Source organism: Bartonella queenslandensis AUST/NH15 (assembly GCF_000312585.1).
In the GTDB taxonomy this organism is placed as follows: domain Bacteria; phylum Pseudomonadota; class Alphaproteobacteria; order Rhizobiales; family Rhizobiaceae; genus Bartonella; species Bartonella queenslandensis_A.
In genome coordinates, this window is record NZ_HE998140.1 from 1 (window position 1) to 269 (window position 269).

General features: G+C 30.1%; 1 protein-coding gene. It reads right to left on the minus strand.

The genetic code is table 11. The features are described from left to right. The coding region (locus BN338_RS09655) for an SRPBCC family protein (protein WP_482762596.1) at positions 1-268 on the minus strand (268 nt) is incomplete at its 3' end. Position 269: the final 1 nt, after the last annotated feature.

The window sequence follows — 269 nt, forward strand, 5'->3', positions numbered from 1 at the left end:
TTGAAGAACCAGATTTTTGTGAACAAATATATTCATGATTAAAACTCATGCGTGTAAGAGGAAGCTTAGCATAATCAGAAAAACAAACATTTTTTATAACTTTATCAAGTGTAAAAGTTACTTTGGGTCCTTTTTTAGGTTTTATGCGTCCTATAGTGCCTTCTTTAAAAGCACCAGAAAGTTCTGCCCACTCAAGTTCATGATCCCAGCAAGACCATGTTGTGTATTTTATAGAAAATAATATAATGTTTTTATTTATATTTTTCACT